Genomic DNA, 26,663 nt, shown 5'->3' with positions numbered 1-26,663 from the left:
TATTGGTGCAGTGTCTTATCTGCGTCTTCTGCTGCGTGCCTTGCTGCGTTTCTTGCTGTGCCTTGCCTTGCCACGTCGTGCTTTTGATTTTGATCCGCGATGCATATGGGAGCGTCTTGTGACGCGCCACTTTCGGCTCTTCACATAGCGTTTGCTCTTATGATAGTAGGTAGGCACATCATCGTTAACCTCCACCTGCATGCGGTTAGTCAGCAGTTCGCTTGCCCTATAGTTGCTGATAGAGTCTTCCATTTCGATGAATCGGTTGACGTCAGCCAGTGGCAGTCTGATGGCGTATGGCTGTGTGGCACCGGGTACCACGTCGCGTCGATACATCGGGTTGAGTGCTCGAAGCTGTTCGATGTCTATTCCCAACACCCCAGCAATCTGTTGCAGATGGATGTTTCGCGCCACCATCACTGTATCTGTTTGTGCAGGCAATGTGCTGTGCATCGGACAGATGTTATGCTTCGAGTAGTAGGTCATCATGTAGTTGGCAGCTATGAAAGCCGGCACGTAACCTCTTGTTTCTTTTGGCAGATAGGGATAAATCTGCCAATAGTCTTTTGCTCCTCCAGACCTTTGTATTGCCTTGTTGACGTTAGCCGGTCCACAGTTGTAAGCAGCGATGACGAGGTTCCAGTCGCCAAACACCTTATAGAGATCGCTCAGATAGTGTGCAGCAGCAAACGAAGCCTTGATGGGGTCGCGACGTTCGTCAACGAGTGAGTTGACCTGCAGGCCGTATGTTTTTCCTGTGGTGAGCATAAACTGCCAGAGTCCTGTTGCCCCCACTCTTGATACGGCTTTGGGGTTGAGTGCCGATTCTATGATAGGCAGATTGCGTAGTTCGAGTGGTATCTGGTAGAGATCGAGCGCCTCTTCAAAGATAGGCATATAGAAGTTGGATGCTCCAAGTGCATAGCCTATAGTGCGTCTGAGTCTGGTGCAGTATCTGTCGATAAACTGTTGCACTACCTCATTATGTGCCATTTCCATGACGGTAGGCAGTCTGTAGAGGCGTTCGACAAACACCTCTGTGGGATATGAAGGATTTTCATTTGTTGTATTACAGTCTTCGGGTGTGAGATATGTTTTCGCCATATACTCGTTGAGCAGACTGTCGAGGTCATAGGTCATTGCTTCAGGAAATTCGATAATTTCCTCTTTACCCTCTTCGTCAATAACGATGAGTTCATCCTCTTCGTCGGTATCTTCTTCGTTTGTAGTCACCACCTGTGCTTGTACGCCCATGATTAAGACGGTCAGCAGGGTGAATATGCTAATAAGTCTTTTGTTCATTCCTTTTCTTGTTGCTTTCTTTTTAGTGAGTGTGGTGTGTGATTAGAAGTTGAGGCTGCAATTCACACCCAGCGACTGTGCCGTCAGCGGATTCCCCCCGTTATGGTTGGGAATGACTGTAGGCTTTACTTTCAGACTGAGATCTTTTGATATATCGAACACCGATAGTTCGGCATCAACATAGGCATCGATGACCGATAGGGCATAGACACCTACCATCACAAAGAAGCTCATGTCGCGCCACCGGCGGTATTTGTCTTTACGACTTTTGAATATCTGTTTATACCTTTCTTCGTTGCTGCTGTTTATCTGCATGCCGAGGTGCAGGAATTTGTTGTAGCTGTTGGTATTTGGATCATCGTCCATGATGTCGAGGTAGGCTTGTGAGTAATCCTTGTACATCATGTTGTTCCATGTCATGGCATAGATACATCCCATGAATCCTCCATATACGATAGGTAGTTTCCAGTATTTTCGATTGTATATCTGTCCTGCTCCCGGCAGTACCAGAGCCAGCCAAAGTGCGCGTTGTGGATCAGGTTTCCATGTTGACCAGTCGCGTTTCGCTTTGATGCGCTTGGTGGAATCCACCTGTAGTATTGATCGCTCGTCTTTATTGGCAGTCATGTTGATGATAGAGTCTGCAGTGACCAGCGAGTCGATGCGTGCCATCATCAGGTCAATGCTGTCCACTGGTGCAGTATCCTCTTTGATGATCTTATGCTGTTGTGCATAGGCCGAGGTGCATATTGCCAGCAGTAGCGAGCATATTGCGAATTTCAGCGTTGATATGTTATTATAGTGTTTCAACTGATAGATAGCGTTGTTAGACATATTGCGTGTGCAACCCATTACAGGTTGCACACGACATATCTTTGTTTATTACTGATTGCTGTTGTCGAGTGCATTCATGATGCGTTCCAGCTGTTCTTCGTTGTCGAAGGCAATACTGATTTTGCCTTTTCCTTTTGGCGAACAAGTCATCTGCACTTTAGTTTGGAAGAATTGTGAGAGTCTGTCGCGCAGCAAAGAGAACTCTTCCGGCAATTTGTTTTTTGCTGCAATTTTTCCTTTGCTGGTTTTGATATCATCGCCGTTCTTGAGCGCTTGCACCAGTTCTTCAACTTTTCTGACGGAGTATCCTTCTTTCTGGATCTCCTTGAAGAGTCTGATTTGTATAGATGGGCTGTCAATGGCAAGTAGCGCCCTTGCATGTCCCATGTCAATCTCATGCTCTTTGAGTGCCATTTGCACTTGTGCAGGCAGTTTGAGCAGTCTCATATGGTTGGTGACATCGGTACGGCTTTTGCCCACTCGCTCTGAGATGCGTGCCTGTGTCATACCTCCCTTTTCTGCCAAGTGTTGGTATGCCAGTGCAATTTCAATTGCATTGAGATCTTCGCGCTGTATGTTTTCGACGAGTGCCATTTCCATGACGTTCTCATCTTCTACTGTGACGATATAGGCAGGAATTTTAGTGAGTCCAGCCAGTTGTGATGCTCTCCAGCGTCGTTCTCCTGCAATGATTTGATATTTGTCGCCAGTTGTTTTGTGGAGAGTGATAGGCTGTATGATGCCCAACTCTCTGATGCTGCTGGCCAATTCTTGTAGTGCTTCCTGATCAAACTCGCGTCGTGGCTGGTTGGGGTTGGGTTCAATCTCAGTGATGTCAATCTCGTTGAGGTTTGACGAACCCTGTGTGTGTACGTTGCCCGTGTCGATGAGTGCATCGAGTCCTCTTCCTGCACCCATGTCATCGAGTCCTCTTCCCAGTACGCTGCGGTCGTATTTCTTTCTTACGGTCATTATCGTTTGGTCTGATTACTGTTTTTGTTGATGATTTCCTTGGCGAGAGCCAGATGGTTTTTGGATCCTGTAGAGTCGGCATCATAGAGTATGACGGGCAGTCCGTGGCTTGGACTCTCCGACAGTTTGACGTTACGCTGTATGACGGTCTTGAATACCAGCTCTTGGAAGTGGCGTTTTACTTCATCGTAGATTTGGTTTGCCAGTCTCAGACGTGAGTCGTACATCGTCAGTAGGAATCCTTCAATCTCCAGTTGCGGATTGAGTTTGCTCTTGATGATGCGTATGGTGTTCAGCAGTTTGCTGATACCTTCCAGTGCGAAGTATTCACACTGCACGGGTATGATGACCGAGTCAGCAGCCGTAAGTGCGTTGACGGTAATCAGTCCGAGCGATGGTGAACAGTCTATGAGAATATAGTCATAGTCGTTGCGGATGGTAGCCAGCAAGTCTTTGAGCACTCGCTCACGATTGTCGAGGTTGAGCATTTCTATTTCAGCTCCCACCAAGTCGATGTGGCTTGGTATGATGTCGAGTCCGTCGATGTCGGTAGTATAGATGGCATCGCGCACGTCGGCTTTGTCGATGATACACTCATAGAGTGAGCATTCCACTTCTTTGATGTCAACGCCCAGTCCGCTGGAAGCATTGGCCTGCGGGTCTGCATCGACCACGAGAACCGACTTCTCCAGTGTAGCGAGTGATGCTGCCAGATTGATGGTGGTAGTAGTCTTTCCAACTCCGCCTTTCTGGTTTGCCAGTGCGATAATCTTTCCCATATCCAATCTCTAAATAATTTATATAGGTTGCAAAGTTACGAATTTTCTCTGAGAATCGGTCAAATATCAACCTTTTTTAGTACTTTTGCAAACAAAATCATATAACAGAGCATGGATAAAAGAAAACCACTGATACTTATTTCCAATGATGACGGCTATGCAGCCAAGGGCATCAACAGTCTTGTGGCGATGGTTCGCGACCTTGCCGACGTGCTGGTCTGTGCGCCCGATTCAGCCCGTAGCGGTTATTCGTGTGCTTTCTCTGCCACGTTACCGCTGACGTTACATCAGCAGCATCAGGAGGAAGGAGTAGAGATTTGGTCGTGCAACGGCACTCCCGTGGATTGTGTGAAGTTGGCAATGGCAGAACTTTGTCCCGATCGTCGGCCTGCTTTGGTGCTTGGCGGCATCAATCATGGCGACAATGCTTCGGTCAATTCCCACTATAGCGGCACGATGGGCGTGGTGCGTGAAGGCTGTATGAAGTCCATCCCCTCCGTAGCTTTTTCCCTTTGCGACCATCGTGATGATGCCGATTTCGAGCCTCTTCGCCCTTATGTTCGCCGCATGGTAGCACGTGTATTGACCGAAGGTTTGCCCGAAGGAGTTTGTCTCAATGTCAATTTTCCGAAGTTGCCTTCGTTTCGTGGTGTTAAGGTATGTCGCATGACCAAAGGCATCTGGTATAATGAAGTAGAGAAGTGTCATCATCCCCGCAACTACGACTATTGGTGGATGGTAGGCCATTATGCCAATCTTGAGCCCGAATCGGACGATACCGACGAATGGGCATTAGACCATGGCTATGTAGCTATTACTTTTTTTTTCAAGCAGAAGACGGCATACGATATGTTGGACCGCATGAGCAATTGGACCGAATGAGATACTATTTGATAGCTGGCGAGGCGAGCGGTGATCTTCATGCCTCACGTCTGATGCGTTCGCTCAAGACCTTTGACGAACGGGCAGAGTTTCGCTTTTTCGGTGGCGAACAGATGCAGCAGGCTGGTGGCACGCTGGTCAAACACTATCGTGAGTTGGCTTATATGGGTTTCATTCCCGTATTACTCCATCTGCCCACCATCCTCAAGAACATGCGCCGATGCAAAGCCGATATCGTAGCGTGGCACCCCGATGTGGTAATCCTTGTCGATTATCCCGGTTTCAATCTCGACATAGCAGCCTGGCTCAAACGCCATACTGATATTCCCGTCTATTACTATATTGCCCCGAAGATATGGGCATGGAAGGAATATCGCATCAAGAATATCAAGCGCGATGTAGCCGAACTCTTCTCGATACTTCCCTTCGAGGTGGCATTTTTTGAAGGCAAGCACCATTACCCCATCCATTATGTGGGCAATCCCACCGCACAGGAGGTGCGCGAATATCAGAGCACCCATCATGCCGAACAGCCCTTGCGTCCGGTCATTGCCTTGTTGGCAGGATCGCGCCGCCAGGAAATCAAAGACAATCTGCCTGCCATGATAGCCGCCACGCGCCATCTGTCAGACCGTTACGATATCGTGTTGGCAGGAGCACCGGGCATCGAACCCTCTTGTTACGACCGTTTTCTGCGTGGCACGGCAGTCCGTATGGTGCGCAATCAGACCTACGATTTGTTATCCACAGCCACGGCAGCCCTTGTCACCAGTGGTACTGCCACACTTGAAACCGCCATGTTCAATGTGCCGCAAGTGGTATGTTATGAAACTCCATTGCCTTGGCTCATTGGCTATCTTCGTCGCCATCTGCTGAAGGTACGCTATGTGTCGCTGGTCAATCTGATAGCCGACCGCGAAGTCGTTACCGAATTGGTGGCAGACACTTTCAGCGTTGACAATATCCGAATGCAACTCGAAGCCATCCTGCCTGGTGGCGCTCAGCGTCAGGTGATGCTCGAAGGTTACCGGCAGGTACAGCAAATACTTGGTGACAGCAAGGCTCCCGATGTGGCAGCCCGACAGATGATACAATTATTAACCCAAAAATAACAAACAATGAAAAAAGTTATTCTCAGTAGCCTTGTGGCTATTTTTGCCCTTGCCGCACAGGCACAGAACGTACAACTGCACTACGATTTTGGCCGTAATATCTATTCCGACGAGGAAGCAGGCCGTCAAAAGGTGACTCTCACCCTTGAACAGTTCAAAGCCGACCGCTTCGGTTCATGGTATTATTTTGTGGATTTCGACCTCAGCCGCAAGTTCATGGAGGCCGCTTATACCGAGATTTCGCGCGAGTTCAATCTTGGCAAGGGATCACCCCTTGCAGCCCATATAGAGTATGACGGCGGTCTCAACCGTTCGGGTAGTTTCCAGCATGCAGCCCTGTTGGGTCCCGCCTGGAACGGTCATTCTTCCGATTTCTCCAAGACCTATTCCGTACAAGTGCTCTACAAGCGCTACTTCAAGAGCTACGACTATACTCACGCTTACCATAGCATGCAGCTGACCGGTGTATGGGGCATCACTTTTGCCAACAAGGCTTGCACCTTCTCCGGCTTCATTGATTTCTGGCGTGGAGAGAAAGCTAACGGTCACGGACAACTGGTGATGCTCACCGAACCGCAGTTCTGGTACAACCTCAACACCCTGCCTGGCATGAAAGACGTTAATCTCAGCGTAGGTTCCGAGGTAGAGATCAGCCATAACTTCGTTTACAACACCTACAATGGCAAAAACTTCTTTGTCAATCCAACATTGGCAGTGAAGTGGACATTCTAATTCTTGCGTAATAGAATCACAGGAAACATTATCAGCGATGAAGCAAGTCATACTGACCCTCATCAGCCTCTGCACGGCATCAGCCACCGTTGCACAGGAAAGCCAGGAGGTATATACGTTCCTCCGCTTGCCTGTCAGTGTGCATGCTGCGGCATTGGGTGGCGACAATATCAGTATTAGCGACGACGACGCATCGCTGGTGTTTCATAATCCCGCCCTGATCAGCAATGTTTCCGACCGCACGCTCAATCTCAACTATATGACCTATATGGAAGGAGTGAAAACGGCGTCGGCAGCGTTTGTCAAGGCTTGGGGCGAACGAGCCACATGGGCTGTGAGTGCACAGTATATGGACTATGGCGACATGCGACAGATGGATGCATCGGGCACCGACCTCGGCGATTTGTCAGCCAAGGACATAGCACTCTCTGCCTCGTTGGCTTATCTCTTGGGCGATAGGTGGAGTGGTGGAGTAGCCCTTCGCTATATCACTTCCGATCTTGCAGGCTACCATTCGCAGGCTATTGCTGCCGATTTAGGACTCAACTATTACGACGAAGATCACGGTATCTCCCTGTCAGCCTCTGCACGCAATCTGGGTGGACAGGTCCAAACCTATGCCGACACCCATGAAGATCTGCCCTTGGATGTGGCAGTAGGCATCTCCAAGCGCCTTTCTGCTGCTCCGTTGCGCTTCTCTGCAACGTTGTCGCGACTCAACAGTTGGGATGTGTCGCTTCTGAAACACCTCACCATCGGTGCCGATGTCTTCTTGGGCGACCATGTCTATGTAGCTGCCGGCTACCATTTCCGTCGCCCCAGCGAGATGCGTCTCAGTGATGGCGATGGTGAGAGCAGCCATGGCGCCGGCTTGTCGTGTGGTGCCGGTCTGCAGTTGGAGCGCTTCAAGTTTCATGTGGCGTATGCTCGCTACCATGTGTCAGCCTCGTCGCTGCTGTTGGGAGCGTCCTATAGTTTTTAACAACAAATTATCAAGATTACTGAACTATCGCATGTGGGGAAGTTAAGGGAAGTTAGGGAAGTTAGAGAGAAGTTAAGGGACAAATGTCCTACGTCTTACGGCAAAAGGCTATTGTCTCTTAACTTCCCGAACGACCGTAGGGAGTGATAACTTCCATTTTATGGCACCTTTTCTCGCCATGACAGAATTAAAGCGAGCTTTATTCTGCTCATTTGGCTTAACGAAAACGTTCTTTAACTTCAATCAATTCCCTCAGTTGCGAAACTTGAATCAAGATTGTAATTACAAACGAAAAAAACAAACGATATGAAGAAGATAACGATAGCCATCGACGGTCATTCGTCGTGTGGTAAGAGTACCATGGCCAAGGACTTGGCACGCGAAGTGGGATACGTCTATGTTGACACGGGAGCCATGTATCGCAGTGTGACGCTCTATGCGCTGCGCAACGGACTCTTTACCGATAAAGGTATTGATGAAGAAGCCCTTCGCGAGCATATCGACCGGGGCGATGTCAACATCTCCTTCCGTTTCAATGCCGAGACAGGTCGCCCAGACACCTATCTCAACGGCGAGTTGGTAGAGCACGACATCCGCACCATGGAGGTGTCGAGTCGCGTCAGTCCCATTGCAGCCTTACCATTTGTGCGCACCGCCATGGTAGCGCAACAACAGCAGATGGGCAAGGATAAAGGAGTTGTGATGGATGGTCGCGACATCGGTACCGTAGTGTTTCCTGATGCTGAACTGAAGATTTTCGTCACCGCCTCTGCCGAAGTGCGTGCCCGCCGCCGTTATGATGAGTTGAAAGGCAAGGGTATGGAGGCTGATTACGCCGACATTTTGCGCAATGTAGAAGAACGCGACTATATCGACTCCCATCGTGAGGTGTCTCCCTTACGTCAGGCATCAGATGCAATTCTGCTCGACAATTCGCAGATGACGATTGCCGAGCAGAAAGAGTGGTTGATGAACCAGTTCCGTCAGGCATTGGCAAAAGCCTAATGCCTATAGGCTGTTACGCCAAAATGGCGTCAGCCAAAGCTTCAAGAGCCGGTATATCTGTAGGCTTCACCACGCCACGCAGTGTCACGGTGTCGCCTTTTATGGTAATATCCTTCATGGGCTCCAGCATCTGCTTCATCACACGGGCAGCTGTTGGGGCCCAACTTCCGTTTTCTATGAGTGCCACTTCGCGCTTCTGCCATGTCTTGATGGTCAGATGGTGCAGGAAGTCGTACATCGGTGGAAACAGTCCAGCGTCGTAGCTTGATGCAGCCAGCACCACTTTGCCATATTTGAATGCATCTTCTATGGCTTCTGCTTGATCTTCGCGACACAGGTCAGAGATGGCCACCTTCTTACAGCCTTTCTTTTTGAGTATCTCAGCCAGCATCTCTGCAGCAGCCTTGGTGCATCCATGGATAGAAGCGTGGGCGATAAACACACCCTCTGCTTCCACACCGTAGCTTCCCCAGATGTTGTAGAGACGCACGGCTTCAGCCATTTGTTCACCTTTCAGCAGTGGACCGTGGAGAGGCAGAATCTGTTGGATATCGAGTTTTGCAGCCTTCTGCAAAAGTGTTGTCACGGGGTTGCCATATTTTCCGCAGATATTAAAATAGTAGCGTCTTGCCTCGCAAGCCCAGTCATCGGGATCGGCATCCATCACGCCAAACTTACCGAAAGCATCGGCAGAGAAGAGTACTTTGTCCTTACTGTCGTAGCTCACCATCACTTCGGGCCAGTGTACCATAGGTGCCATGATGAATGTCAAGGTGTGTTCGCCCAGCGAGAGGGTGTCGCCTTCCTTCATGGCAATAGCCTTATCGGCAAGGTCTGCATCGGGGAAGTATTGTGGAATCATGGTCAGCGCACGTGCCGAACATACTATTTTAATATCGGGATAGAGTGCCAGCACTTCACCGAGTCCACTGGCGTGGTCTGGCTCCAAGTGGTGCACCACGAGATAGTCGGGCTTACGTCCGTTGAGTGCTTCAGCGAGGTTGGCTTTCCATTGTTCCATGGTGCGCTTGTCGCTGGTATCCATAATGGCAACTTTCTCATCGAGGATTACAAACGAGTTGTAGCTCATGCCTTCCGGCACTTTATACTGTGATTCAAATAGTCGTACATCAGCATCGTCGCAGCCGATATACTTAATTGTTTCTGTTACGTTCTTCATATTTCTTGCGTTTTTGTTTCTGGGTACAAAGATAGTGCAAACCGAGAGAAATACAAAAGAAAATTCCGATTTTCTTTTGTACTTCCGAGGTGCAGCCTATCTTCGGTGCTGTGCGCCAGGCTACAGTTGTTTTAGTTTTTAAGAAATTTCGACCACACGACCACAGAAGCGTGCAACGTATTGTTGGTTAGTATTTTATAGTGTGGTCGATGCATGAAACATCGACCACACATCGACCACACAATTTCGAAAACATATTACGAAAACTCAGATCTATCCGTCAAAATAACAATTGCCACTCAGAAATCAGCCAGAAATAAAACGGATCGACAGTCTTTTGATAACGTTTAGCAAGACTATTGTCTAATGTATGGCCAAGGTATTGTCTAATGTATGGCAAGAGTGTTGTCTAACGTTTGAAAAAGGTCTTTTCAACGTTTGAAAAAGGTGTTATCCAACGTTTGACAATGGTGTTATCCAACGTTTGATAATGGTGTTATCTAACGTTTGATAATGGTGTTATCTAACGTTTGATAATAATATTATCAAGGCTTGAGAAAAGTCTGATAAACTCAAGTCTCCCTACGTATACTTCGATATGTATGCTCAATCAGAGTCTCCTGTTGAGGATAGCTGGCGGTTCACGTGGTCGGAGTGGTGTTCGAAGGGTGTTTGAAATCTTAAGGTTTCGAACACCACTCAAAACCATGAACTACTGTGAGTTAGGCTGTATTGGTGTTCGAGTGTTCGAAATTTATTGAAAACTGAAATAACTGAGCGCACGGTCAAACGTAATGATGGGGGTGGGGAAGTACGCGTGGCGAACCGATGCTTACAGACCTATGATGACATTCTCAACTTCTACAATAACAGGTCGTCTAACGCAGCAGCAGAGTCTTTCAACGCCAAAGTCAAGTCCTTCAGGGCAGCACTAAGGGGAATTAGGGATGAGAAATTCTTTCTCTACAGACTTTCCATGATATACGCTTACCCCCACTAATTATCTACTGAGCCATAAATTGCGGTCGGAATGGGAGAAAGAAACATATTTTGCTAAGGAAAAAGCAAAAAAATAAGTGCCGCAAACCATCGTAGTTTGCAACACTCTCACTGTGTTGGGGTACCCGGATTCGAACCAGGAAAGGCAGGACCAGAATCTGCAGTGTTACCATTACACCATACCCCAATGCCTTAATTGCGGATGCAAAGGTACGGCTTTTTTTTGAAACAACAAAAAAAAACGCGATTTTTTTCTAAAAAACTGCAAAAAAACAGCATAATAAGCACTATTATCAAGAAATAAACTTATCTTTGCAATTCAAATAGAATAAAAATGGAACAATCGACACAACTCGTAGAAACTATAATAAAAGGAATACAAGAGAAAAAAGGTAAAGACATCGTGGTGGCTGACTTGCAACACATTGAAGGCACCATCTGCAAATATTTCGTAATATGCCAAGGTGCATCACCTACACAGGTGGATGCTATTGCGGACTCGGTGGCGGAAACCGTCAGAAAGGAACTCGCAGAGAAACCTATTGCGGTGGCTGGAACGGAAGCGGCACAGTGGGTGGCTATCGACTTTGCCGATGTCATGGTGCACGTGTTTCTGCCTGACGTGAGAGAGTACTACGATTTGGAACATCTCTGGGACGATGCTGACGTGAAACACCTTCCCGACTTAGACTGACATTGAAACAATGACGGCCCCCATGCGGCGGGCCATATATTATATATAAGGTATGAACGATAATCAAAAGAAAGAACCTAACATGAATATGCCACGCTTCAATATGAGCTGGCTTTATGGACTTGTCATCATTGGCATTGCCATCGCAATGTTCACACAGGGTGGCTCTTCATCCAGCGTCAACATAAAACGAACATACACCCAGTTTCAGACTATGGTGATGAAAGGATATGCCCAGAAGATTGTGGTCAATAAAAACAAGGATGTACTTCACATGTATCCTAAAAAGGAACACCTGAGAGATGTTTTCAACGGTGGTGTGAAACAAGTGGGGCAGAACCCTACAGTGGAAGTGGAAATCGGTTCTGTGGAACAAGTGGAACGCTTTGTGGAGCAGGCGCGGGCACAGAAGAAATTCAGTGGCGACTTCTCATACGACAACGAACAGGACAGTGCGCTGCTTCATACTATATTCATCAATGTCTTGCCATTGGTGATTATTGTGGTTATTTGGATATTCATCATGCGCCGTATGAGCGGTGGCAAAGGGGGAAGCGGAGGAATATTCAATGTCGGAAAGTCAAAGGCTCAGATGTATGAAAAGGGTGGTGAACTGAACATTACCTTTAAAGATGTGGCTGGTCAAGCCGGGGCAAAACAGGAAATGCAAGAGATTGTGGATTTCCTCAAAAACCCACAGAAATATACTGAACTGGGAGGAAAAATACCCAAGGGCGCACTGCTCGTAGGCCCTCCAGGAACGGGTAAGACGCTGCTTGCCAAAGCCGTGGCGGGCGAAGCTGGCGTGCCGTTCTTCTCTATGAGTGGAAGTGACTTCGTAGAGATGTTTGTAGGTGTGGGGGCCAGTCGTGTGCGCGACCTCTTCCAACAAGCTAAGCAAAAGGCTCCTTGCATCATCTTCATCGACGAGATTGACGCCGTGGGACGTGCCCGCTCGAAAAATCCATCAATGGGTGGAAACGATGAACGTGAGAATACGCTCAATGCGCTGCTCACGGAGATGGACGGATTTGGTACCAACAGCGGAATTATTACGCTGGCAGCCACCAACCGTGCGGATATGCTCGACTCGGCACTGCTGCGTGCAGGACGCTTCGATAGACAGATTCATGTGGATCTGCCCGATTTGAACGAACGCAAGGAGGTGTTTATGGTACACCTCAGACCATTGAAACTCGACGATACTGTAGATGTGGACTTCTTGGCACGTCAGACTCCAGGATTCTCTGGCGCTGACATTGCTAATGTGTGCAACGAAGCTGCCCTGATTGCAGCACGCCACAATAGCCATAGAGTGGGCAAGCAGGATTTCCTTGATGCGGTTGACCGCATCATCGGAGGATTGGAAAAGAAAACCAAAATCATGACCAACGAGGAAAAACGCTCGATCGCTATACACGAAGCGGGTCACGCTACCATATCATGGTTTACAGAACATGCTAACCCACTCGTCAAAGTGAGCATCGTGCCACGTGGCGGAGCACTGGGCGCTGCATGGTATCTGCCCGAAGAGCGCGTAATCCAAACCAAGGAGGCTATGCTCGATGAGATGTGCTCACTGTTGGGCGGACGCGCGGCAGAGGAACTCTTCATCGGACATATCTCTACTGGAGCGATGAACGATCTGGAACGCACTACCAAACAGGCTTATGGCATGATTGCCTATGCCGGTATGGGTGACAAATTGCCCAATATCTGCTATTACAACAATAACGAATACCAGTTCCAGCGTCCTTACTCTGAAACGACCGCTAAGGTGATGGACGATGAGGTGCTGAAGATGATCAACGAACAATATGACCGTGCCAAGCAGATTCTCAGCGAACATAAGGAAGGACATGCTCAATTGGCTCAGCTACTGATAGAGCGTGAGGTGATATTCGCAGAGGATGTGGAGAAAATATTCGGCAAGCGCCCATGGACCAGTCGTGCGGAAGAATTGCTTGAGGCTCAGCAGCGTGCGGAAGCAGAGCGCATGGCAGAGGAACGTGGCAAGCGACTGGAGGCTGAGGCTGCACTGAAAGCACAACAAGAGAATAATGCCACACCAGTGGATGACAACGATACGGATAATCAAAACAAAGAAGGAAATCAATGAAAAACTTTATAGTAAGAGCCATTACCGGTATATTATTTGTGGCTGCCATTGTGGCAAGTTTTCTGCGCCCTGAAGCTATGGTGCTGCTCTTCGCATTCATCACCGGACTCACTATATGGGAGTTTGGTGGACTGGTAAATCAGCGCGAAGGGGTGGCCATCAATCGCTTCATCACTACTGTGGCTGGCGTGTATTTCTTCCTTGCCATGACTTTCTTCTGTAGCGATGTCTATGGAGGAATGGCAAAATCGGTGGTGTTTATCCCTTATCTGGTGACGGTCATCTATCTTATCGTTGCAGAACTCTATCTGAAACAAACTGATCCAATCAACGACTGGGCATATACGATGTTCTCACAGATGTATATTGCACTTCCGTTCTCACTACTTAATGTGTTGGCATTTAATGCAACACCAGAGGGAATCGTGATGTTTAATCCCATACTGCCACTGTCGGTATTTGTCTTCTTGTGGATGAACGACACGGGTGCCTACTGCGTGGGTTCGCTACTTGGACGTCACAAACTCTTCCCAAGAGTATCGCCAGGAAAATCATGGGAAGGAAGTATCGGTGGATGTGTCGTAGTATTGGCTGTGGCATGGGGCATTGCTAATTATGTAGATAACGGGCAGTTGTTGGGCATGACGTCGATGCTGGCCACATGGGAATGGCTCGGATTAGGACTCGTCGTTGTAGTGTTTGGTACCTGGGGTGATTTGGTGGAGAGCCTGTTTAAACGCACCATGGGCATCAAGGACAGTGGCAATATACTGCCAGGACATGGAGGAATGCTCGACCGCTTCGACTCTTCGCTCTTGGCTATTCCTGCGGCTGTGGTCTATCTCTACACCATCTCTTTGTTCTGAACCAATTTCTCCTAACAATAACAAAACAGAAAACTAATGATGAATGAACACTTTCCGGCAGCATTGAAAACGCTTTTTCTTGCTGTCGTTATGCTTATGGCAGCTGCAACAGTTAAGGCTGCAGACCCCGTAAAACAGTATGGACAGTTGCAAGTGAAAGGTGCACAACTCTGTGACCAACAAGGAAACCCTGTTATCCTGCGTGGCGTCAGTCTGGGATGGCATAATCTCTGGCCACGATTCTATAACAAACAGGTAGTGAAGACCCTCAAGACGGATTGGAATGCTTCGGTCATTCGTGCTGCTATGGGAATACTGATAGAAGACAATTACTTGGAGAATCCAGATTTCGCTATGCAGTGCATGACACCGGTCATTGAGTCGGCTATCAAGAATAATGTCTATGTCATCATCGACTGGCACAGCCATAACCTCAAAACTGCTGAGGCTAAAGACTTCTTCGGTCGTATGGCGCAGCGCTACGGCAAGTATCCGCACGTCATCTACGAGATATATAACGAACCTGTGGAAGATACATGGGCTGACCTGAAGAAGTATGCTACTGAGGTGATTTTCGAAATCAGAAAGTATGACCCTGATAATATTGTCCTCGTAGGTTGCCCACACTGGGATCAGGATATCCATTTGGTGGCTGAGAGTCCATTGCAGGGTTTCAATAATATCATGTACACCGTACATTTCTATGCAGCCACACACGGCGACTATCTGCGTGAGCGAACAGAAGAGGCTGTAAAGAAAGGAATCCCCGTGTTTATCTCTGAAAGTGGTGCTACTGAAGCCAGTGGTGATGGAAAGATTGACCCTGTGAGTGAAGAACAATGGATTCAGATGTGTGAAAGACTTGGCATCAGTTGGGTATGCTGGTCTATCAGCGACAAAAACGAGAGTTGCTCAATGCTCTTGCCACGTGCTACTGCCACCGGTCCTTGGCCCGACGATGTCATCAAGGAGTATGGCAAACTGGTGAAAGGATTGCTTTGGAAATACAATAAATAATATTCCCATTGCCAAATGAGGTGTAGTGGGATGAATCTGTTTGATGAGGATTATTCTGTCTGAGCCGATATTCTGATTGATGATGATGAATACAAAAATAGGAAAGAGCGACGACCCCGCTGGGCTGTCGCTCTTTCTTGAATAAAAAAAGGACTAATGAATATCGCTGTCTGTTGCAATTTCGAAATGGAGAAGTCACTCACTCTTTACTTCTCCTTTCGGTTCTGTGGGTAGCAGATTCACATCTGTAAGAAACAGAACTATAATAATATCCTTTTGTGTTTTTATACTTCGCTTTTGTGCTATACCACGCTTGGTGAGAATACGAACAACGAAGGTCATCAAGTGAATGCACCGGTAACTAACAGAAAGATCAGTGCTTCATGGTGTAAAATCTTCAAAATAGTCATTCATGTAGTGTTTATGAGTCGGGTTGATTGATTCGTTATGGGAACTTCTATCCCGGCGCATCCATCCTGTTGACGATTGCAAAATTATAGTAATATACTGCAATATACAAATTTACAGCACCTTAAATATAGTCAAAAACACAATAAATTATCAAATTTTTACCTAAAAAACGGTCAATCTCAAACTTTTTTCGTAATTTTGTCAACGATATCAATGTCGTAATTACCAACCCACCCCAGACCATTATGTATAGTAACGACGATATGTCATTCAGAGCGGATTTTGAACCGTTCGTTCAAATGGCCAAGAAATTCTTCCATAGGGAGAAAAACTATCTTGACACACAACGCCAGCTGATTACCTGCTGGTACACGTTCCTACTTTCCATTGGATTGGTTGCCAATCTGATGGAACTGACTGGTCCTACAAGTGAATTTTTTAAGTATAGCAATGGAACATTGTTGGCTCTTACTTGGATCTGGTTTGTTGGATATGCACTGCAATGGTTTCGTGTCAATACAGTAGTAAGGCTCATGACACTCACCACACTGGTGGTGATGACTACAAATGCTATCTATGGAGCTATTGTGCCAGATATGCAACACATGCATGTGGTGATTCTTATACAAATGATAGTGCTATTGGGAAATATCACTTTCTCACTTGCTACGTATCAGACCATGTTTTCACTTATTAATATAGGTGTATCGATATTGGCGTATGTATTGTGTGCACTATTTACCAACGATCCGATGATGATACAGAGTCTGGCTATCGTGGTGCTGACTTTGCTCTATACAGGAGTACTTGGTGTGCATATTTCCAGCAATGCGGAACGACTGCAGAAGGAAAACACGATGATGAAACACGATGAAGCGGAATTACTGCACATCTTGCGACTCAATAAGAAACAAGTGAAATCGTATATCAGACTGGCAAGGGCTGAATACACGGAAGACCAAACACGGTTGCTGTTGGCACAGTTTGATGAAACAACGCAGCGACATATAATTGCCAATGTGACGCGATTCATACGTGCTGAGGCTTCAGTTAGCCAGCGCATTGAGAAGGCTTTCCCCGAACTGACACCTTCTGAGCGACGTATAGTACAGCTCATTCTGCGTGACAGAAAACTCAGCGATCTTTGCTCGCTACTCAATAAAACGGAGTCGAATATCAATACCCAACGTGCTAATATCCGCAGAAAGCTGGGACTTCAGCCGAAAGACAATCTCAAAGATAAACTCGAAGAACGCATGAGGGGGTATGTAGATATTCAGGATATCATGGTAAGGTGATGACAAAAAACAAATTGTAGGAAATTTATACTTTTTATGTGCGTTATGTAGTTTTTTCTGGCGATTTATTTGCAGATTAAAAGAAAATGATTACTTTTGTACCCGAATAATCATTCAAACAAAAAAATACAATGACAATATTTGTATCTACAGCATGGTGGTGGCGCAACTCAAGATTGAAAGAATCGTGAGTCGAACAGCCGTGTGGATACTTAAAGAATAAACAAGAGGCCTGTCGTTCTTACGATGGGCCTCTTTTCTTTATAGATAACAAACATAAAATGAATAATAAAAGGAGAATAACATCATGGAAATGAAAGACATTTTGAACAGAATGTTGAATCACGAGGCGCTGACTCGTGAAGAAACGAAGAACATCATTGTGGGAATCACACAAAGCGAATTTCCTGAAGAACAGATTATCGCACTGCTCACTGCACTGCAAATGCGTGGCGTGACAGTGGATGAATTGCTGGGATTTCGTGACGGTATTTTAGCAACGGGTGTACCTGCTATCCTCGATTGCGACAGATATATTGATGTGGTGGGAACTGGTGGTGACCGCAAAAATACGTTTAATATTTCAACGACTTCGTGCTTCGTTATTGCCGGTGCTGGCTATAAGGTGGCAAAACATGGTAACTTTGCAGCCACATCGGTAAGCGGCGCATCGAATGTTATCAGAAACCATGGTGTGGATTTTACCGATGATATCGATAAACTCAACCGAAGCATCAACGAGGCTGGTGTCGTATATCTACACGCCCAACTCTTTGCCAAGGCCATGAAATTTGTCGGTCCTATCCGCAAGGCATTGCAGTTTCCTACAGTATTCAACCTATTAGGTCCGTTGGTCAATCCCAGTCAGCCCAAGTGTCAGTTGCTCGGTGTTGCCAATCTCGACCAGATGCGACTCTACCGTCAGGTATATCAGAAAATTGGAATCGACTATGGTATCGTCAATAGTATTGATGGTTACGATGAAATATCACTGACTGGCGACTTTAAAGTGACTACCAACGACTATGAACGGGTGTTCCGGCCTGAAGATCTTGGCTTTGCTGTTGCAAGTCCGGAAGAACTTAAAGGTGGTGCCACAGAGGAAGAGGCGAAGGAAATATTCGATGCTGTACTTGAAAACCGTGCTTTGCCCGCACAAAAGAATATTGTACTTGCCAATGCTGCCTTTGGTATTCAAGTCATGGAAAAGGGTAGTAAGAGCATTGAGGAATGTATAGATATTGCCCGTGAGAGCATTGACAGTGGAAAAGCTCTTGCTACATTCCGTAAGTTTGTGGAACTCAACTGCAATTGATGCTATGGATATTCTGGAAGAGATCATCGCCCATAAGCGAATTGAGAATGAGCGCAACCGCCAAATTATGCCATTAAGGAAACTTGCTACTGAGGTCGATCGGCTGATGGAAAGCAAAGGACAGCAGGCAGAGGGTGGCAGTATGCGTAAAGCGCTTATAGATTCTACTTCGGGCATTATTGCCGAGTTCAAGCGTCGTTCACCATCTAAAGGTTGGATACACCAGTCGGCACTGGCAACAGAGGTTCCCCTCTCGTATCAACAGCATGGTGCTGCCGCTTTGAGTATCTTGACCGATGAGACTTATTTTGGCGGTAACGACTCGTTTATTGTTGATGCGAGACAGAGTGGGGTAACTATCCCTGTGCTTTACAAGAATTTTGTGATTGACGAATACCAGTTGTTACAAGCTCGTCGCTGTGGAGCTTCTGCCGTATTGCTAATAGCTGCAGCCATCGACCATGATACTTGCAGTCAACTGTGTCGTGAAGCTCACAATTTAGGAATGGAAGTGTTGTTGGAGATGCATGGTGAGCGCGACCTCGATTATGCCGACCTCGCTCCTGATCTTTACGGTATCAACAATCGTAATCTGGGAAGTTTTGTGACTGATGTGGAAAACAGTTTTCACATGGCAAGCCGTTTACCAAAAGAAGGATGCAAGGTCAGCGAAAGTGGACTCTCCAATCCCGAAACGGTCAATAGCCTTCGACTTGCCGGCTATCGCGGATTTCTAATGGGTGAACAGTTTATGAAACAAGAACATCCAGGACTTGCTCTTGATGCGTTTATCAAAGATTTGGCACGATGATCGTTAAAGTATGTGGTATGCGCGATGCCGATAATATCCGTCAAGTAGCCCAGTTGGGTATTCATATGATGGGATTCATCTTCTATCAGAAATCTCCCCGTTGCGTCAGTCGTCCTGTATCACGTTGTGAGGCGGATGCCGGTGTGGAGCGTATTGGTGTATTTGTTAATGATTCGGTAATGCATATTCTGCAATGTATCAATGATTACAACCTCAATGGCGTGCAACTTCATGGTCAAGAGACACCGGAGTTTTGTCGTCAGCTGAAAGCGAATGGGGTGGAATTGCTACTCAAGGCTCTCAGTGTGGCATCTGTCAACGACTTGAAACAATGTGGCGCATACGATGGAATTGTAGATTACTTCGTATTCGATACAAAGACTCCAGATTATGGAGGTAGTGGAAAATGTTTTGACTGGGAGGTGTTGCGTCATTACAAGGGAACTACACCTTTCCTATTGAGTGGCGGACTTGGCATGCACAACACCGAAGAGCTACTCCGCTTCCAACATCCACGATGGTGTGGTATCGATCTCAACAGTTGTTTTGAAGTAGCACCTGGTCATAAAAATGTGGCGCTACTCAAGCAATATCTGCAAACTGTTCGCGAAATATTGTGATATACATTAATAATAAATAAGGAGTTGGTACTCCGACAACATCGACAAGAATAAAAAACAATGAACAAGATAAATCAACTTTTCCAAAATGCCAGTCAGCGCAAACTGCTATCGTTGTATTTCTGTGCAGGCTGTCCAGATATTGACAATACAGCAGATGTCATCAAGACCATGCAGCGTCGTGGCATCGATATGATAGAAGTGGGTATGCCCTTTAGTGACCCATTGGCAGATGGTCCTGTCATTCAGAGTGCTGGTACTGTAGCATTGAAAAACGGAATGACACTCGATCTGCTGTTGCGCCAGTTGGCTGCCATCAAGGATGAAGTCACAATACCACTGGTATTGATGGGTTATCTGAATCCCGTTATGCATATGGGATATGAAACCTATTTCAGTCGTTGTGCTGAAAGCGGTATCAGTGGAACCATCATTCCTGATCTGCCTTTCGATGATTATCTGAATGTGGTCAAACCTATTGCCGACCGTTATGACATTCGAGTTATCATGATGATTACACCTGAAACCAGTGAAGAGCGCATCCGATTCATCGATGAACATACTGACGGTTTTATTTATATGGTCAGTTCGGCTGCTATTACTGGTGCACAAAACAGTTTCGATGAGGCTAAACTTGCCTATTTCAACCGCATCAATAATATGCATTTGCGCAATCCGCGCATGATAGGGTTTGGCATCAGCAACAAACAGACCTTAGAGAGTGCGCAACAGAATGCAGCAGGAGCTATTATCGGTAGCAAGTTTGTGACGCTACTCAGAGAAACTGGTAATGCCAATCAAGCACTCGATGCACTCTATGAAGCTCTTCAAAAATAAAACCGACCATTATCCATACTATAACATCTATACAATATGAAATATCAAGTTGACGAGAAAGGATTCTTCGGAAAGTTTGGCGGAGCCTACGTTCCCGAAATCTTATATAAATGTGTAACTGATTTGCAGCAGGCTTATCGCCCTATTCTGGAAAGTGAGGACTTTCGCCGCGAATACTATGCGCTGTTGCGTGATTACGTAGGACGTCCGTCACCTCTGTACTATGCTAAGCGCATGAGCAAACGATATGGTTGCCAACTCTATCTCAAACGTGAGGATTTGAACCATACTGGTGCACATAAGATTAATAATACCGTGGGACAAATTCTGATGGCTAAGCGTATGGGGAAGACGCGCATTATTGCTGAAACCGGTGCTGGACAGCATGGCGTGGCAACGGCAACGGTATGTGCCCTGATGAATATGGAGTGTGAGATATTCATGGGAGCAACTGACGTAGAGCGTCAACATACTAATGTGGAACGTATGCGCATGCTGGGCGCCAAAGTACATCCTGTACGTACTGGCAATATGACATTGAGTGATGCTTGTTCAGAAGCTATTCGCGACTGGTGTTGTCATCCGCAAGATACCTTCTATATAGTAGGTAGCACGATGGGACCACATCCTTATCCTGATATCGTTGCCCGTTTGCAGAGTGTTATCAGTGAGGAACTCAAAGTACAATTGGAAGAAAAGGTTGGTCGTGACTATCCTGACTATCTTATTGCTTGTGTGGGAGGTGGTTCAAATGCCGCAGGTACTATCTACCATTATATTGATGACGACCGCGTGCAAATCTATCTGGCTGAGGCTGCCGGACATGGTATTGATACCGACTATACTGCCGCCACAATGCACTGTGGTACAGAGGGAATCATACATGGCGCACGAACTTTGGTGATGCAGACCGATGGTGGACAGATTAAAGAGGCCTTTACCATTAGTGCCGGACTGGACTACCCTGGTATTGGACCGATGCATGCAGATTTAGCAACGCGTGGCAGAAGCCATATTTTGGCTGTCAATGATGATGAGGCCATCTATGCCGGTTATGAACTGACTCGTATGGAGGGTATTATTCCTGCTATCGAGAGTGCTCATGCTGTTGCGGCACTTGCCAAGATGAAACATTTGTTCAAACCCGATGATGTGGTGGTGCTGACCGTCAGCGGACGCGGTGATAAGGATGTGGAAACCTATCTCAGTAACAAATCAATGGCTAAAGAATATGGAAACTTTTAACTATACAACCTATTGTCGGCATATTCTGGCCGACCTGCATACACCCGTTGGGGTCTATATGCGCTTGCGAGACCTCTATCCACAGTCGGCGCTGATGGAGAGCTCTGACTATCATGGTAATGACAATGCGCGTTCGTTTATTGGTGTTCATCCTTTGGCAAGTATTGCTATAGGACATGGAGTGGTGACCTGTAAATATCCCGATGGTACCAACCAACAGAAAACGCTACCACGAACCGATGATGGAGACCGTTGCAAACTGGCTATCGCCGATGCCATTGACCGTTTTATACATTCGTTTCACGTTTGTGGAGAAGGACAGGAATACTGTGGACTCTATGGCTTTACGTCGTTTAACGCTGTGCGCTATTTTGAGAATATTGCTGTGCGTGACACAACGATGGAGAAAAATGATGCCCCAGATATCTATTATGTGCTCTTCCGCGATGTTATTGTGTTCGACCATTTTAACAATACCATGACGCTTGTCACACTTGGCGAACGACCTGATGATACTTCTGAGATGGATATGTTGCTGCGCGCCATCAACAAGGCGTCAGTCAAAGCCTATGATTTTCATCCTGTTGGTGATACAACATCTACGTTGACCGATGAGGAACATAAGGCTAACATCCGTCGATGTGTGGAACATTGTATGCGTGGAGATGTGTTTCAGATAGTGGTCAGTCGCCGTTTTGTACAGCGCTATGAGGGTGATGACTTCAAACTGTATCGCGCTTTGCGTAGCATCAATCCTTCGCCCTATTTGTTCTACTTTGATTTCGGTGGGTTTCGTATCTTCGGTTCCTCACCCGAAACCCATAACCGCATCGTGGGCAATAAGGCTTATATCGATCCTATTGCTGGCACAACCCGTCGTACAGGCAATACAGAACAGGATCGGAAGAATGCCGAGTTTCTACGTAACGACCCAAAGGAGAATGCCGAACATGTCATGTTGGTTGATCTGGCACGTAATGATCTGAGCCGCAACTGTCATGATGTCAAAGTTGATTTCTATAAGGATATGCAGTTCTACAGTCATGTCATTCATCTTGTCAGCCGTGTTAGCGGTACGCTTGACGAGGGAGCTAATACCATCCGTACCTTTATCGATACTTTTCCTGCGGGTACATTGAGTGGTGCGCCTAAGGTACGTGCCATGCAGATTATAAGCGAACTGGAGCCCCATAATCGTGGAGCCTATGGCGGATGTATAGGTAGTATATCGCTCAATGGCGACTTAAACCAAGCTATTGTCATCCGAACCTTTATCAGTCGCAATGGCGAACTGTGGTTCCAGGCTGGAAGTGGTGTGGTTGCCAAGAGTAATGACAACTATGAGTTAGAAGAATGTAATAATAAACTGGGTGCCCTTGTCAAGGCCATCCGAATGGCAGAAGAATTATGAATATAGTGATTATTGACAACTACGACTCGTTTACCTACAATCTGTCTCATCTGTTGAAGGAGTTGGGAGCAACAGTCAGCGTAGTACGTAACGACCAGTTTCAATTGGAACAACTGGAACAATACGATAAGATTATCCTCAGTCCCGGACCGGGTGTTCCCTCTGAGGCAGGTTTGTTGCTGGCAGTTATTCGTCATTATGCTGGTCGCAAACCTATACTTGGTGTGTGTCTGGGTCATCAGGCTATTGGCGAAGTGTTTGGTGGTAAGTTGGCCAATCTTTCGGAAGTGTATCATGGAATCGCCACTCCTTGCAGTATTGTGGCAGATGATCCGATATTCCGCGGATTGCCTCGTCGCATAGAAGTTGGACGTTATCATTCATGGGTGGTAGATCGTGAGAATTTTCCTGATTGCTTAGAAATAACTGCAGAGAGCGATGACGGTCAGATTATGGCACTTCGCCATAGGCAGTATGACATTCGCGGCATTCAGTTTCATCCAGAGAGTGTGCTGACTCCCGATGGACATGCTATGCTTGCCAATTGGTTAGAACTAGGTAAATAATCGGAATTCCAGTTGACTATATGCTGAAGAAAGAGCCAGTCTGATGTTGTTCAGACTGGCTCTTAAGTTAGATTGACCATTGTATCGAGCAACTGTTGGGATAGCTTGACTGCTAATTACGATGCTCTATTTGAATTGGATACCGTGGTCTATTGATTGTTGTGTATTATACCATTTCCACAACTACAGCGTGCTTACCTGCTGTGCAGGGGATGACGTTTCCTTCGATGGGTTGACCATCAACGGTAATCTGTTTCACGCCCTTCTCGCTTCCGCGTGGGTTTTTGACTACGATGTCAAATTCGGCTCCGCGCAGAATACGTTTGATGCTATATTCCTTCATGTCTGATGGGAGACAAGGATCGATTTCAATACCATCGTATGTAGGCTTGATACCCAATAGGAACTGACTGACTGTGTACCACATCCATGCGGCAGTACCGGTCAACCATGAGTTCTTTCCTTCACCGGGTTTAGCAGCATCTTTACCTGCCACCATCTGACAGTTGACGTATGGTTCAACCTTGTGGAGGTCTTGGTCTTTGATGTACATAGGACAAATCTTGCGGAAGAGTTCCCATGCATCGTTACCGCGTCCTGCAACAGTTTCTCCGATGATAACCCATGGGTTGTTGTGACAGAAGATACCTGCATTCTCTTTATATCCTGCGGGGTATGAAGAAATCTCGCCCATTTCCACATGATAGGTGGTGTATGCGGGATTGTTGAGCACCATACCGTGTTCGCAGTCGAGATATTTTTTGCAGGAGTCGATTGCTTTGTCGCACATGCCTTCTTCAAGTCCGATGCCTGCCATGGTGCAGAATCCTTGTGACTCGATAAATATCTTTCCTTCCTCGTTTTCGTTAGAACCAATCTTGTTGCCATAGAAGTCGTATGCACGCAGATACCATTCGCCATCCCATCCGTGTTCCTTTACGGCCTTCACCATATTATTAATATGTCCGAGTGCACGATCTGCTTCTTCTGGCTTGCCAATCTGTTTGCAGAGTTCTACATACTGTCTGCCGCAGAGTACAAAGAGGCCGGCAATCATGAGGGATTCTGCCTTTGAACCTTCTGTCTTGTTTTCGGTAGTTTGGAAACTCTCGTTGGGATCCCATGAGAAACAGTTCAGGTTAAGACAGTCGTTCCAATCGGCACGTCCGATGAGTGGTAGAGCGTGAGGACCGAGGTTGTTGACTACGTGGTTGAATGATATTTTCAGGTGCTCAAATAGTGTGACTTCTGTTCCAGGCTCGTTGTCCCAAGGTACCATTTCGTCGAGAATTGAGAAATCGCCCGTCTCTTTGATATAAGCAACTGTACCGAAGATGAGCCACATGGGGTCGTCGTTGAAACCGCCACCGATGTCGTTGTTGCCGCGCTTGGTGAGTGGTTGGTATTGGTGGTAGCATCCTCCGTCGGGGAATTGTGTTGATGCAATATCGATAATGCGCTGGCGTGCACGACTTGGTACTTGATGAACAAAGCCAACAAGATCTTGGTTGGAATCGCGGAATCCCATTCCACGTCCTACGCCGCTTTCGAAGAATGACGCAGAACGTGAGAAGTTGAAGGTAATCATACATTGGTACTGGTTCCAGATGTTGACCATTCTGTTCAAGTTCTCGTCGTCGCTCTTCACTACATACTTATCGAGTAGTTCGTCCCACATGGTGCGCAATTCAGCAAAAGCAGCCTCTACAGCCTCTACGGTAGCGAAGCGCTCGATGGTAGCCTTGGCTTTGGTTTTGTTGACGAGTGTCACGTCGCTATCCTGTGAAGAAATGAGTTCACCTTTTTTCTTGCGCTCGATATCTTCCTTGCAGAACTTTTCGTCTTGTTCGTTTTCTACATAGCCGAGGATGAAGATATAGTCTTTGGTCTCACCCGGTTTCAGTTCAACCTCGATATAGTGTGAGGCAATAGGGCTCCATCCGTGTGCCAGGCTGTTGCTTGGCTTGCCAGCCATGACACATTGTGGGTTTGAAAATTCGTTGTATAGTCCGATGAACGACTCACGGTCTGTATCATATCCGTCGATTTTAGAATTAGCCACAGCATAGTATGCATAGTGGTTACGGCGCTCTTTGTATTCTGTTTTATGGTAGATAACGCTACCGTCAATCTCCACTTCACCTGTTGACCAATTGCGTTGGAAATTCTCCATGTCGGTAGCCGCATTCCACAGACACCATTCAGCAAACGAGAAGAGCTTGATACGCTTAGTTTCGTTGGTGGTATTCTTCAAGGTTACGCGCTGTACTTCAGCCCATGTCTTTAATGGAACGAAGAATAGTACGCTGGCTTCTATACCGTTCTTTGCACCAGTAATGCGTGTGTAGTTCATACCGTGCCGGCACTCGTAGAAGTCGAGTGGTGTTTTGCAAGGCTTCCATCCTGGGTTCCACACGGTATCGCCATCCTTGATGTAGAAGTAGCGTCCTCCGTTGTCCATTGGTACGCCGTTGTAGCGGTAACGTGTGATGCGGCGGAACTTAGCGTCTTTGTAGAAACTGTATCCACCTGCTGTGTTAGAGATGAGTGAGAAGAAGTCTTCGTTGCCCAGATAGTTTATCCAAGGAAACGGGGTCTTAGGGTCTGTGATGACATACTCACGTTGTTGGTCATTGTAGTGACCATAGAGCTTGTTTTCCATCGTCAATTGATT

24 protein-coding genes and 1 tRNA gene are annotated in these 26,663 nt (G+C 46.8%); 18 read left to right on the top strand and 7 right to left on the bottom strand.

What is annotated here, in order from left to right:
- Positions 1-15: 15 nt before the first annotated feature.
- Genes CIK89_RS06255 through CIK89_RS06240 form a run of 4 tightly spaced genes read right to left on the bottom strand, consistent with a single transcriptional unit; the run spans position 16 to position 3,887 of the window.
- Positions 16-1,302, bottom strand: a complete 1,287-nt coding sequence (locus CIK89_RS06255) for a lytic transglycosylase domain-containing protein (RefSeq protein ID WP_094390534.1) — start codon at positions 1,300-1,302, stop codon at positions 16-18.
- A gap of 42 nt (positions 1,303-1,344) precedes the next feature.
- Complete coding sequence (locus CIK89_RS06250; RefSeq protein ID WP_371593309.1) at positions 1,345-2,136, bottom strand: DUF5683 domain-containing protein; 792 nt, start codon at positions 2,134-2,136, stop codon at positions 1,345-1,347.
- Positions 2,137-2,184: 48 nt separating this feature from the next.
- Positions 2,185-3,108: a ParB/RepB/Spo0J family partition protein gene (locus tag CIK89_RS06245; protein ID WP_094390533.1), complete on the bottom strand. Its 924-nt coding sequence runs from the start codon at positions 3,106-3,108 to the stop codon at positions 2,185-2,187.
- Positions 3,108-3,887 carry a ParA family protein gene (locus CIK89_RS06240; protein WP_094390532.1) on the bottom strand — a complete coding sequence of 260 codons (780 nt, stop codon included), beginning with the start codon at positions 3,885-3,887 and terminating at the stop codon, positions 3,108-3,110. The genes CIK89_RS06245 and CIK89_RS06240 overlap by 1 nt, the downstream gene beginning before the upstream one ends.
- A gap of 111 nt (positions 3,888-3,998) precedes the next feature.
- On the opposite strand from CIK89_RS06240, the gene surE reads away from it, so the two are divergent.
- The 5 genes from surE (at position 3,999) to cmk (ending at position 8,600) form a co-directional block, all read left to right on the top strand.
- A complete protein-coding gene (surE, locus tag CIK89_RS06235) occupies positions 3,999-4,769 on the top strand; it encodes a 5'/3'-nucleotidase SurE (protein ID WP_094390531.1) in 771 nt (256 codons plus the stop codon).
- Positions 4,766-5,881, top strand: coding sequence for a lipid-A-disaccharide synthase (lpxB, locus tag CIK89_RS06230; RefSeq protein ID WP_094390530.1), 1,116 nt, complete (start codon positions 4,766-4,768; stop codon positions 5,879-5,881). Before surE ends, lpxB begins: the two co-directional genes overlap by 4 nt.
- A 6-nt stretch (positions 5,882-5,887) precedes the next feature.
- Positions 5,888-6,613, top strand: a complete 726-nt coding sequence (locus tag CIK89_RS06225; RefSeq protein WP_094390529.1) for a DUF5020 family protein — start codon at positions 5,888-5,890, stop codon at positions 6,611-6,613.
- A 37-nt stretch (positions 6,614-6,650) separates the two neighbouring features.
- Positions 6,651-7,595, top strand: a complete 945-nt coding sequence (gene porQ, locus CIK89_RS06220) for a type IX secretion system protein PorQ (protein WP_094390528.1) — start codon at positions 6,651-6,653, stop codon at positions 7,593-7,595.
- Between the two features lie 306 nt (positions 7,596-7,901).
- On the top strand, positions 7,902-8,600 hold the full coding sequence (cmk, locus tag CIK89_RS06215; protein WP_094390527.1) for a (d)CMP kinase: 699 nt from the start codon (positions 7,902-7,904) through the stop codon (positions 8,598-8,600).
- 13 nt (positions 8,601-8,613) lie between these two features.
- Here cmk and CIK89_RS06210 read toward each other — a convergent pair whose 3' ends face one another.
- Positions 8,614-9,780: an FprA family A-type flavoprotein gene (locus CIK89_RS06210; protein ID WP_094390526.1), complete on the bottom strand. Its 1,167-nt coding sequence runs from the start codon at positions 9,778-9,780 to the stop codon at positions 8,614-8,616.
- A gap of 757 nt (positions 9,781-10,537) precedes the next feature.
- Here CIK89_RS06210 and CIK89_RS06205 point away from each other — a divergent pair.
- Positions 10,538-10,780 carry a transposase gene (locus tag CIK89_RS06205; protein WP_371593307.1) on the top strand — a complete coding sequence of 81 codons (243 nt, stop codon included), beginning with the start codon at positions 10,538-10,540 and terminating at the stop codon, positions 10,778-10,780.
- A gap of 115 nt (positions 10,781-10,895) precedes the next feature.
- Here the strand turns inward: CIK89_RS06205 and CIK89_RS06200 are convergent.
- Positions 10,896-10,966: transfer RNA gene (locus CIK89_RS06200), tRNA-Gln, on the bottom strand.
- Positions 10,967-11,113: 147 nt separating this feature from the next.
- On the opposite strand from CIK89_RS06200, the gene rsfS reads away from it, so the two are divergent.
- The 12 genes from rsfS (at position 11,114) to CIK89_RS06140 (ending at position 23,989) form a co-directional block, all read left to right on the top strand.
- Positions 11,114-11,473 (top strand): ribosome silencing factor, encoded by a 360-nt coding sequence (rsfS, locus tag CIK89_RS06195; RefSeq protein WP_094390525.1) that lies wholly within the window; start codon positions 11,114-11,116, stop codon positions 11,471-11,473.
- A 52-nt stretch (positions 11,474-11,525) separates the two neighbouring features.
- On the top strand, positions 11,526-13,592 hold the full coding sequence (gene ftsH, locus CIK89_RS06190; protein ID WP_094390524.1) for an ATP-dependent zinc metalloprotease FtsH: 2,067 nt from the start codon (positions 11,526-11,528) through the stop codon (positions 13,590-13,592).
- Complete coding sequence (locus CIK89_RS06185) at positions 13,589-14,458, top strand: phosphatidate cytidylyltransferase (protein WP_094390523.1); 870 nt, start codon at positions 13,589-13,591, stop codon at positions 14,456-14,458. The genes ftsH and CIK89_RS06185 overlap by 4 nt, the downstream gene beginning before the upstream one ends.
- A gap of 63 nt (positions 14,459-14,521) precedes the next feature.
- A complete protein-coding gene (locus CIK89_RS06180) occupies positions 14,522-15,475 on the top strand; it encodes a glycoside hydrolase family 5 protein (protein ID WP_094390551.1) in 954 nt (317 codons plus the stop codon).
- Between the two features lie 656 nt (positions 15,476-16,131).
- The gene (locus tag CIK89_RS06175; RefSeq protein WP_144007363.1) at positions 16,132-17,184 is read left to right on the top strand and encodes a hypothetical protein; all 1,053 of its coding nucleotides are present in this window, start codon (positions 16,132-16,134) and stop codon (positions 17,182-17,184) included.
- Positions 17,185-17,491: 307 nt separating this feature from the next.
- Positions 17,492-18,499 carry an anthranilate phosphoribosyltransferase gene (trpD, locus tag CIK89_RS06170; RefSeq protein ID WP_173815131.1) on the top strand — a complete coding sequence of 336 codons (1,008 nt, stop codon included), beginning with the start codon at positions 17,492-17,494 and terminating at the stop codon, positions 18,497-18,499.
- A gap of 4 nt (positions 18,500-18,503) precedes the next feature.
- Positions 18,504-19,310, top strand: coding sequence for an indole-3-glycerol phosphate synthase TrpC (locus tag CIK89_RS06165; RefSeq protein WP_094390521.1), 807 nt, complete (start codon positions 18,504-18,506; stop codon positions 19,308-19,310).
- Positions 19,307-19,930, top strand: a complete 624-nt coding sequence (locus CIK89_RS06160; RefSeq protein ID WP_094390520.1) for a phosphoribosylanthranilate isomerase — start codon at positions 19,307-19,309, stop codon at positions 19,928-19,930. Before CIK89_RS06165 ends, CIK89_RS06160 begins: the two co-directional genes overlap by 4 nt.
- Positions 19,931-19,990: 60 nt before the next feature.
- Positions 19,991-20,767: a tryptophan synthase subunit alpha gene (gene trpA, locus CIK89_RS06155; RefSeq protein ID WP_094390519.1), complete on the top strand. Its 777-nt coding sequence runs from the start codon at positions 19,991-19,993 to the stop codon at positions 20,765-20,767.
- Positions 20,768-20,803: 36 nt separating this feature from the next.
- Positions 20,804-22,012, top strand: a complete 1,209-nt coding sequence (gene trpB / locus CIK89_RS06150) for a tryptophan synthase subunit beta (protein WP_094390518.1) — start codon at positions 20,804-20,806, stop codon at positions 22,010-22,012.
- Positions 21,999-23,423 (top strand): anthranilate synthase component I family protein, encoded by a 1,425-nt coding sequence (locus CIK89_RS06145; RefSeq protein ID WP_094390517.1) that lies wholly within the window; start codon positions 21,999-22,001, stop codon positions 23,421-23,423. Before trpB ends, CIK89_RS06145 begins: the two co-directional genes overlap by 14 nt.
- The gene (locus CIK89_RS06140) at positions 23,420-23,989 is read left to right on the top strand and encodes an aminodeoxychorismate/anthranilate synthase component II (protein WP_094390516.1); all 570 of its coding nucleotides are present in this window, start codon (positions 23,420-23,422) and stop codon (positions 23,987-23,989) included. Before CIK89_RS06145 ends, CIK89_RS06140 begins: the two co-directional genes overlap by 4 nt.
- Positions 23,990-24,155: 166 nt before the next feature.
- Here the strand turns inward: CIK89_RS06140 and CIK89_RS06135 are convergent, their stop codons facing one another.
- On the bottom strand, positions 24,156-26,651 hold the full coding sequence (locus tag CIK89_RS06135) for a GH36-type glycosyl hydrolase domain-containing protein (RefSeq protein WP_094390515.1): 2,496 nt from the start codon (positions 26,649-26,651) through the stop codon (positions 24,156-24,158).
- Positions 26,652-26,663 lie beyond the last annotated feature (12 nt).

The organism is Prevotella sp. P4-119, assembly GCF_002251345.1.
Classification (GTDB): Bacteria; Bacteroidota; Bacteroidia; order Bacteroidales; family Bacteroidaceae; genus Prevotella.
Note: the sequence above shows the minus strand (reverse complement) of the source record. Positions and strands in the feature narration are given on the sequence as shown.

What these genes read in the sequence shown, in the direction of transcription:
- surE (WP_094390531.1), top strand. Translation starts at nt 3,999, where the DNA reads ATGGATAAAAGAAAACCACTGATACTTATTTCCAATGATGACGGCTAT.
- trpA (WP_094390519.1), top strand. Translation starts at nt 19,991, where the DNA reads ATGAACAAGATAAATCAACTTTTCCAAAATGCCAGTCAGCGCAAACTG.
- trpB (WP_094390518.1), top strand. Translation starts at nt 20,804, where the DNA reads ATGAAATATCAAGTTGACGAGAAAGGATTCTTCGGAAAGTTTGGCGGA.
- CIK89_RS06175 (WP_144007363.1), top strand. Translation starts at nt 16,132, where the DNA reads ATGTATAGTAACGACGATATGTCATTCAGAGCGGATTTTGAACCGTTC.
- CIK89_RS06145 (WP_094390517.1), top strand. Translation starts at nt 21,999, where the DNA reads ATGGAAACTTTTAACTATACAACCTATTGTCGGCATATTCTGGCCGAC.
- trpD (WP_173815131.1), top strand. Translation starts at nt 17,492, where the DNA reads ATGGAAATGAAAGACATTTTGAACAGAATGTTGAATCACGAGGCGCTG.
- CIK89_RS06140 (WP_094390516.1), top strand. Translation starts at nt 23,420, where the DNA reads ATGAATATAGTGATTATTGACAACTACGACTCGTTTACCTACAATCTG.
- CIK89_RS06210 (WP_094390526.1), bottom strand. Translation starts at nt 9,780, where the DNA reads ATGAAGAACGTAACAGAAACAATTAAGTATATCGGCTGCGACGATGCT.
- CIK89_RS06225 (WP_094390529.1), top strand. Translation starts at nt 5,888, where the DNA reads ATGAAAAAAGTTATTCTCAGTAGCCTTGTGGCTATTTTTGCCCTTGCC.
- CIK89_RS06245 (WP_094390533.1), bottom strand. Translation starts at nt 3,108, where the DNA reads ATGACCGTAAGAAAGAAATACGACCGCAGCGTACTGGGAAGAGGACTC.
- CIK89_RS06250 (WP_371593309.1), bottom strand. Translation starts at nt 2,136, where the DNA reads ATGTCTAACAACGCTATCTATCAGTTGAAACACTATAATAACATATCA.
- CIK89_RS06240 (WP_094390532.1), bottom strand. Translation starts at nt 3,887, where the DNA reads ATGGGAAAGATTATCGCACTGGCAAACCAGAAAGGCGGAGTTGGAAAG.
- porQ (WP_094390528.1), top strand. Translation starts at nt 6,651, where the DNA reads ATGAAGCAAGTCATACTGACCCTCATCAGCCTCTGCACGGCATCAGCC.
- lpxB (WP_094390530.1), top strand. Translation starts at nt 4,766, where the DNA reads ATGAGATACTATTTGATAGCTGGCGAGGCGAGCGGTGATCTTCATGCC.
- rsfS (WP_094390525.1), top strand. Translation starts at nt 11,114, where the DNA reads ATGGAACAATCGACACAACTCGTAGAAACTATAATAAAAGGAATACAA.
- CIK89_RS06165 (WP_094390521.1), top strand. Translation starts at nt 18,504, where the DNA reads ATGGATATTCTGGAAGAGATCATCGCCCATAAGCGAATTGAGAATGAG.
- CIK89_RS06160 (WP_094390520.1), top strand. Translation starts at nt 19,307, where the DNA reads ATGATCGTTAAAGTATGTGGTATGCGCGATGCCGATAATATCCGTCAA.
- CIK89_RS06185 (WP_094390523.1), top strand. Translation starts at nt 13,589, where the DNA reads ATGAAAAACTTTATAGTAAGAGCCATTACCGGTATATTATTTGTGGCT.
- CIK89_RS06255 (WP_094390534.1), bottom strand. Translation starts at nt 1,302, where the DNA reads ATGAACAAAAGACTTATTAGCATATTCACCCTGCTGACCGTCTTAATC.
- cmk (WP_094390527.1), top strand. Translation starts at nt 7,902, where the DNA reads ATGAAGAAGATAACGATAGCCATCGACGGTCATTCGTCGTGTGGTAAG.
- CIK89_RS06135 (WP_094390515.1), bottom strand. Translation starts at nt 26,651, where the DNA reads ATGGAAAACAAGCTCTATGGTCACTACAATGACCAACAACGTGAGTAT.
- ftsH (WP_094390524.1), top strand. Translation starts at nt 11,526, where the DNA reads ATGAACGATAATCAAAAGAAAGAACCTAACATGAATATGCCACGCTTC.